This window comes from Acinetobacter sp. UBA6526, from assembly GCF_002434875.1.
GTDB classification, from domain to species: domain Bacteria; phylum Pseudomonadota; class Gammaproteobacteria; order Pseudomonadales; family Moraxellaceae; genus Acinetobacter; species Acinetobacter venetianus.
The window spans coordinates 1-6,379 of sequence record NZ_DJLC01000186.1; the positions used below are offsets into that span (position 1 = coordinate 1).

The window sequence follows — 6,379 nt, forward strand, 5'->3', positions numbered from 1 at the left end:
CAACGAATTTATATCCACTATTGAAGAAATTATTGAAGACCAAAGATTAGGTAAAATGGTAATCATGGACGATGATGAAGATCGTGAAAATGAAGGTGACTTAGTCATCGCTGCGACGCATGTTCGTCCTGAAGATATTAACTTCATGATTACCCATGCACGTGGTTTGGTCTGTCTCACACTGAGCCGTGAACGCTGTAAGCAACTCAATCTTCCATTAATGGTTGATCAAAATGGCGCACAGCATGCAACAAACTTCACCCTTTCGATTGAAGCTGCTGAAGGGATTAGCACAGGTATTTCTGCTGCCGAACGTGCGCATACAATTCGTACTGCGGTTGCGGCACATGCCAAACCAAGTGACATTGTGCAACCGGGTCATATTTTCCCATTGATGGCGCAACCTGGTGGTGTACTGCATCGTGCAGGTCATACTGAAGCTGGTTGTGATTTAACTCGCCTTGCTGGTCTTGAACCAGCATCTGTGATTTGTGAAATCATCAATGAAGACGGCACAATGGCGCGACGTCCAGATTTAGAAGTTTTCGCAGAAAAACATGGTCTTAAAATTGGTACGATCGCAGATCTAATCCATTACCGTATGACCAACGAGCAAACTGTTGAACGTTTATCACAGGAAAGTATTCAAACCCAATATGGTACCTTTGAACTGTATAAATACCGTGAAATCGGTAACCCAGATATTCATTTAGCTTTAGTGAAAGGTGAGCCAAAAGATGGTATCACGACTGTTCGCGTGCATGGCTTCAATCCAGTTCGTGACTTATTAAAGCTCAATAAAGCAGATGGTTCTCCTGCTTGGAATCTAGACCTTGCGATGAAAACGATTGCTGAAAGTGATCGTGGCGTGTTGGTATGGATTGGTCAGGATCATTTGGAAGACTTAGGTCATGCTTTGCATCACATGAATCAACCAAAACCATTAAAATCAAATGCAGCACTCTCCCAACAATATCAAACGATTGGTGTCGGTGCGCAAATTTTACGTGATCTTGGTGTAGAGAAAATGAAGCTATTAAGTTCTCCGCTTCGTTTCAATGCCTTATCAGGATTTAATTTAGAGGTAGTGGAATACATCACTGCCGATCAAATCACAGCAAAATAATCGAGGTTGCTATGGCAATTCGCCGAATTGAAGGTTTATTACATCTCGCAAGCGAAGGTCGTTATGCGATCTTAGTGGGTCGTTTCAACAGTTTCGTCGTTGAGCATTTACTTGAAGGTGCGATCGACACTTTAAAACGTCACGGCGTTTCAGAAGAAGCGATTACTGTTATTCATGCACCAGGTGCGTGGGAACTCCCAATCGTTGCGAAAAAATTAGCAGCTTCAAATCAATTTGATGCCATCATTGCACTCGGTGCAGTCATTCGTGGCAGCACACCACACTTCGACTTTGTTGCAGGTGAATGTGCAAAAGGTTTAGGTGTTGTTGCACTTGAAAGCACAATGCCAGTGATCAATGGTGTCTTAACAACGGATAGCATTGAACAAGCTATTGAACGTTCTGGTACGAAAGCAGGAAATAAAGGTAGCGAAGCTGCACTTACTGCAATCGAAATGGTTAACTTATTAAAGGCAATTTAAAGCATGTCGCAAACACTTCAGGCCGCTTATGCAGCGAAACGCAAAGCACGTCGTTTTGCTGTACAAGGGATTTATGAATGGCAAATGAGTCAAAATCCTGTACATGAGATTGAAGCACGTACGCGTGTTGAAAATGCAATGCACAAAGTTGACTTAAATTATTACCATGAATTGCTCACTCAAGTGGTTGCTCAACATGAAGCTTTAGATGAGCTCCTTATTCCTGTACTTGACCGTGAACTGACTGCACTTGATGGTGTAGAGCTTGCAGCTTTACGCCTAGGTGCTTATGAATTACGAGATCATCTCGAAATTCCATATCGCGTGGTACTGGATGAAGCAATTGAATTAGCAAAACACTTTGGTGGTGCAGATAGTCATAAATACATCAATGGTGTATTAGACCGTTTATCATCAAAGCTTCGTGAAGCTGAAAAACAACAAGCAAAATAATAGGCTTGATGTTGTATGGCTGAGTTTTCGATTATTGACCGTTATTTTAAACGAACGTCTACCGTAGATGTAAGTTTAGGCATTGGCGATGACTCAGCTATTGTTACCCCTCCTTCGTCACAACAACTGGTGATCTGCACAGATACATTGGTTGCTGGTCGTCATTTCCCATTAGACACTTCAGCGCATGCAATTGGCTGGAAAAGCGTCGCAGTCAATTTATCTGATATTGCTGCAATGGGAGCAAAACCTCACAGTATTTTACTCGCCTTGAGCCTCCCTCATGTGGATGAAGCTTGGTTGGCTGAATTTAGTCGAGGCTTGTTTGACTGTTGTGACCAGTTCAGTGTTTCACTGATTGGTGGCGATACAACTCAAAGCACTCAACTCACCATTAGCGTGACAGCATTGGGTTGGATTGATCACGGACAAGCTGTGACTCGATCAGGCGCTCAAACCGGTGACTATATTTGTGTGAGTGGGCAAGTGGGAGATGCGGCATATGGACTAAAACATCTAGGGCATCCATTACAACATCGCTTAGATTACCCAACGCCACGCTGCCAACTCGGTCAACAATTAAAAGGCTTGGCATCCAGCATGATCGATGTCTCTGATGGACTCGCACAAGACTTAGGTCATATTCTCAAAGCCTCCAAGGTTGGGGCAAAATTACAACTTGAACAGCTTCCGTTAGATCCATCACTAAAACAAATTGAACCACGACATGCTTGGCAATATGCACTCGCAGGTGGCGATGATTACGAATTATGCTTTACAATATCACCGCAAAACTATGAGAAACTACAGCAACAGCAACTCGATGTTCCGCTTACAATAATCGGCGAAATTACCCAACAATCTGGATTGTTATTTGAGTATATGGGCGATATTTACCCATTACATGTTCATGGATACCAACACTTTGCATAAACCTCCCATCCACTTCAACCAAATGAGTTGGTACGACCGCTTTATCGTTTTTTGTGGTGTCGGCTTTGGTTCAGGACTCAGCCCGAAAGCGCCCGGAACGTTTGGTTCTGCCTTTGCGCTGCTGTTTGTTCCATTCTGGTTACAACTTGGATTGCTAGGCAGTATCGTTGCAATTGTCCTCATGTCACTGGTCGGTATTTATATTTGTGGACATACGGCAAAAGTCATCCACGTTCATGATGATGGACGTATCGTTTGGGATGAGTTTGCAGGTCAATCTATTACTCTATTGCCTTTGCTTTATCTACAACAAATGAATTGGTTGTGGGTCATTGTGGGATTTATCTTATTTCGTATATTTGATGTCTGGAAGCCATTCCCTATTAGTTGGGCTGATCAAAAAGTGTCAGGTGGCTTTGGCATTATGCTCGATGACATTATTGCTGGACTTGGGGCCGCACTCTGTATTTTTATAATCCATTTTTATTTTTTGACCTAACACATTAATATTAGGGTTAATTATGTCAACAACAGTCATTATTCTTGCTGCAGGGAAAGGAACGCGAATGCGTTCACAACTACCAAAAGTGTTACAACCGCTTGCTGGTCGTCCACTTTTAGGTCATGTGATTGAAACAGCAAAAAAACTACAAGCTCAGAATATTATTACCATTTATGGGCATGGTGGAGAACTGGTTAAAAATCGCTTTGCCGCTGAACAAATCGAGTGGGTGGAGCAAGCGGAGCAGTTGGGAACAGGTCATGCCGTCCAAATGACTTTACCTGTCTTACCTCAGGATGGTATTTCACTTATCTTATATGGTGATGTTCCTCTGGTTCGCCAAAGTACGCTTGAACAACTACTTGAAGCATCAAGCCAATCAGGCATTGGGATGATTACCTTAAATGTTGAAAACCCAACAGGTTATGGTCGTATCGTACGCCAAGCTGGAAAAATCCAAGCGATTGTTGAGCATAAAGATGCCAATGAAGAACAACGACAAATCCAAGAAATCAATACAGGCATTTATTGCGTAAGTAATGCAAAGCTACATCAATGGTTACCAAAACTGTCTAACAATAATGTGCAAGGTGAATACTACCTGACTGATATTGTTGCAATGGCCGTTGCCGATGGTTTAGAAATTGCATCGATCCAGCCTGAAATTGAGTTTGAAGTGGAAGGCGTAAATGACCGTTTGCAATTAGCGGCATTGGAACGTGAATTTCAGCAACAACAAGCCAAAGAATTGATGCAACAAGGCGTACACCTGATTGATCCAAGTCGTTTTGATCTACGTGGTCATCTCAAATGTGGTCAAGACGTGCAGATTGATATCAATGTCATTATTGAAGGTGATTGCGAGCTTGGCGATAACGTTCAACTTGGCGCTGGCTGTATCTTGAAAAACACACGCATTGCCGCTGGAACAAAAGTTCAAGCCTACAGCGTTTTTGAAAATGCTATCGTGGGCGAAAATACCCAAATTGGACCTTTTGCACGTTTACGTCCAGGTGCAAACTTGAGTAATGATGTACATATTGGCAACTTTGTTGAAGTGAAAAATTCAAACATTGGTCAAGGGTCCAAAGCCAATCATTTTACCTATTTAGGTGATGCTGATATCGGTGCGGATTGTAATATTGGCGCAGGCACGATTACTTGTAATTATGATGGTGCAAACAAACACCGTACTGTGATTGAAGACAATGTCTTCATTGGCACAAATAATTCCTTGGTTGCACCGATCAAAATTGGTCAGGGTGCGACCACTGGTGCTGGTTCAACCCTAACGAGAGACGTCGCTGATCATAGTTTAGCTGTGGAACGCGCTAAACAATTTGAAAAAGCAAATTATCAACGTCCCCAAAAGCTGAAAAAATAAGAGGATATAATTATGTGTGGTATTGTTGGAGGCGTTGCTGAACGTTGTGTAACTGAGATCTTGATCGAAGGTTTAAAGCGCCTTGAATATCGTGGTTATGACTCTGCGGGTTTAGCACTTTTAAATAAAGAACAAATTTTACGTGAACGTCGTGTTGGTAAAGTTGCAAACTTAGCCGAAGCCGTTTCAGAACAGCATTTGACGGGTAATATCGGTATTGCACACACACGTTGGGCAACTCATGGTAAGCCAACTGAAAATAATGCACATCCGCATGTTTCAGGCAATGTTGCAGTTGTTCACAACGGTATTATTGAGAATTACCAAGAACTCAAAGATGAACTACAAGCACTTGGCTATATCTTTACCTCTCAAACTGACACAGAAGTTGTTGCCCATCTTGTCAACGATGCCTTAAAGCAAACAGATAGCTTATTAGAAGCTGTTCAAAAGGTAACACCACGTCTTAAAGGTGCTTATGCTTTAGGTATTATTCATACTGAACATGCTGATGAACTCATCACCGTTCGCGAAGGTTCTCCGCTTGTGATTGGTGTTGGTATTGGTGAGAACTTTATTAGTTCAGATCAACTTGCTTTGTTACCTGTGACCAATCGCTTCGTTTATTTAGAAGAAGGTGATATTGCACGTTTAACACGTACCAGCATTGAAGTTTTTGTGAATGGTGAACGTGTTGATCGCCCAGTGAAAGAGCTTGATGCGACTGTAAGTAATGCATCGAAAGGCGAATATAAACACTTCATGCTCAAAGAAATTTATGAGCAACCTGAAGCGATTCAACAAACGATTTCACAAGCATTGAATGGCAATAATTTGCGTGAAGATTTTCTTCAACATGCCAATGCGGATTTTGAAAAAATTCAGCAAGTACAAATCATTGCCTGCGGTACCAGCTACCATGCAGGTATGATTGCGAAATACTGGTTTGAACAGCTAATTGGTGTTCCTTGCCAAGTTGAAATTGCCAGCGAATTCCGTTACCGCACGCCTGTTATTGTTGAAAATACACTTTATATCTGTATTTCTCAGTCTGGAGAAACAGCGGATACATTGGCAGCGTTACGTGAAACTCAAAAGCGTGCCAAAGCGAATAACATCAATATCAGCACCATGACGATTTGTAATGTTGCAACGTCATCAATGGTACGTGAAACAGATCATCATTTGCTGACACTTGCTGGCCCTGAAATTGGTGTTGCCTCAACCAAAGCATTCACAACTCAACTGGCTGCTTTGATGTTATTGATTCTAAAAATCGGTCAAGTTAAGCAGCGTCTCGCAGCAGCTCAGCTCACTGAAATTACTGAAGCGTTATGGCACTGCCCGAAAGTAATTTTAGATACGCTACAGCACAACACAGCGATTCTTCGTTTATCTGCACTGTTTGTAGAAAAGAATCACTGCTTATTCTTAGGCCGTGGCACACACTTCCCTATCGCATTGGAAGGTGCTTTGAAACTGAAAGAAATTTCATATAT

Annotated in this window: 7 protein-coding genes; all 7 read left to right on the forward strand. The window is 42.1% G+C overall.

The window, feature by feature from the left end; all coding sequences use genetic code 11:
• Window positions 1–55 precede the first annotated feature (55 nt).
• Complete coding sequence (gene ribBA / locus B4237_RS12665) at window positions 56–1,126, forward strand: bifunctional 3,4-dihydroxy-2-butanone-4-phosphate synthase/GTP cyclohydrolase II (RefSeq protein WP_286943420.1); 1,071 nt, start codon at window positions 56–58, stop codon at window positions 1,124–1,126.
• An 11-nt stretch (window positions 1,127–1,137) separates the two neighbouring features.
• The gene (gene ribE, locus B4237_RS12670) at window positions 1,138–1,608 is read left to right on the forward strand and encodes a 6,7-dimethyl-8-ribityllumazine synthase (RefSeq protein ID WP_004878155.1); all 471 of its coding nucleotides are present in this window, start codon (window positions 1,138–1,140) and stop codon (window positions 1,606–1,608) included.
• A 3-nt stretch (window positions 1,609–1,611) separates the two neighbouring features.
• Window positions 1,612–2,061 (forward strand): transcription antitermination factor NusB, encoded by a 450-nt coding sequence (gene nusB / locus B4237_RS12675; RefSeq protein ID WP_004878158.1) that lies wholly within the window; start codon window positions 1,612–1,614, stop codon window positions 2,059–2,061.
• Between the two features lie 15 nt (window positions 2,062–2,076).
• Window positions 2,077–2,994, forward strand: a complete 918-nt coding sequence (gene thiL / locus B4237_RS12680) for a thiamine-phosphate kinase (RefSeq protein ID WP_286943413.1) — start codon at window positions 2,077–2,079, stop codon at window positions 2,992–2,994.
• A complete protein-coding gene (locus tag B4237_RS12685; RefSeq protein ID WP_286943415.1) occupies window positions 2,972–3,493 on the forward strand; it encodes a phosphatidylglycerophosphatase A family protein in 522 nt (173 codons plus the stop codon). The genes thiL and B4237_RS12685 overlap by 23 nt, the downstream gene beginning before the upstream one ends.
• A gap of 22 nt (window positions 3,494–3,515) precedes the next feature.
• A complete protein-coding gene (gene glmU, locus B4237_RS12690) occupies window positions 3,516–4,880 on the forward strand; it encodes a bifunctional UDP-N-acetylglucosamine diphosphorylase/glucosamine-1-phosphate N-acetyltransferase GlmU (RefSeq protein ID WP_286943417.1) in 1,365 nt (454 codons plus the stop codon).
• A gap of 12 nt (window positions 4,881–4,892) precedes the next feature.
• On the forward strand, window positions 4,893–6,379 hold a 1,487-nt coding region (gene glmS / locus B4237_RS12695), incomplete at its 3' end, for a glutamine--fructose-6-phosphate transaminase (isomerizing) (RefSeq protein ID WP_286943418.1).

Bases quoted from the DNA above. Each gene is read 5' to 3' on its own strand.
- ribBA (WP_286943420.1), top strand. From the start codon at position 56: ATGGTAATCATGGACGATGATGAAGATCGTGAAAATGAAGGTGACTTA.
- ribE (WP_004878155.1), top strand. From the start codon at position 1,138: ATGGCAATTCGCCGAATTGAAGGTTTATTACATCTCGCAAGCGAAGGT.
- nusB (WP_004878158.1), top strand. From the start codon at position 1,612: ATGTCGCAAACACTTCAGGCCGCTTATGCAGCGAAACGCAAAGCACGT.
- thiL (WP_286943413.1), top strand. From the start codon at position 2,077: ATGGCTGAGTTTTCGATTATTGACCGTTATTTTAAACGAACGTCTACC.
- B4237_RS12685 (WP_286943415.1), top strand. From the start codon at position 2,972: ATGGATACCAACACTTTGCATAAACCTCCCATCCACTTCAACCAAATG.
- glmU (WP_286943417.1), top strand. From the start codon at position 3,516: ATGTCAACAACAGTCATTATTCTTGCTGCAGGGAAAGGAACGCGAATG.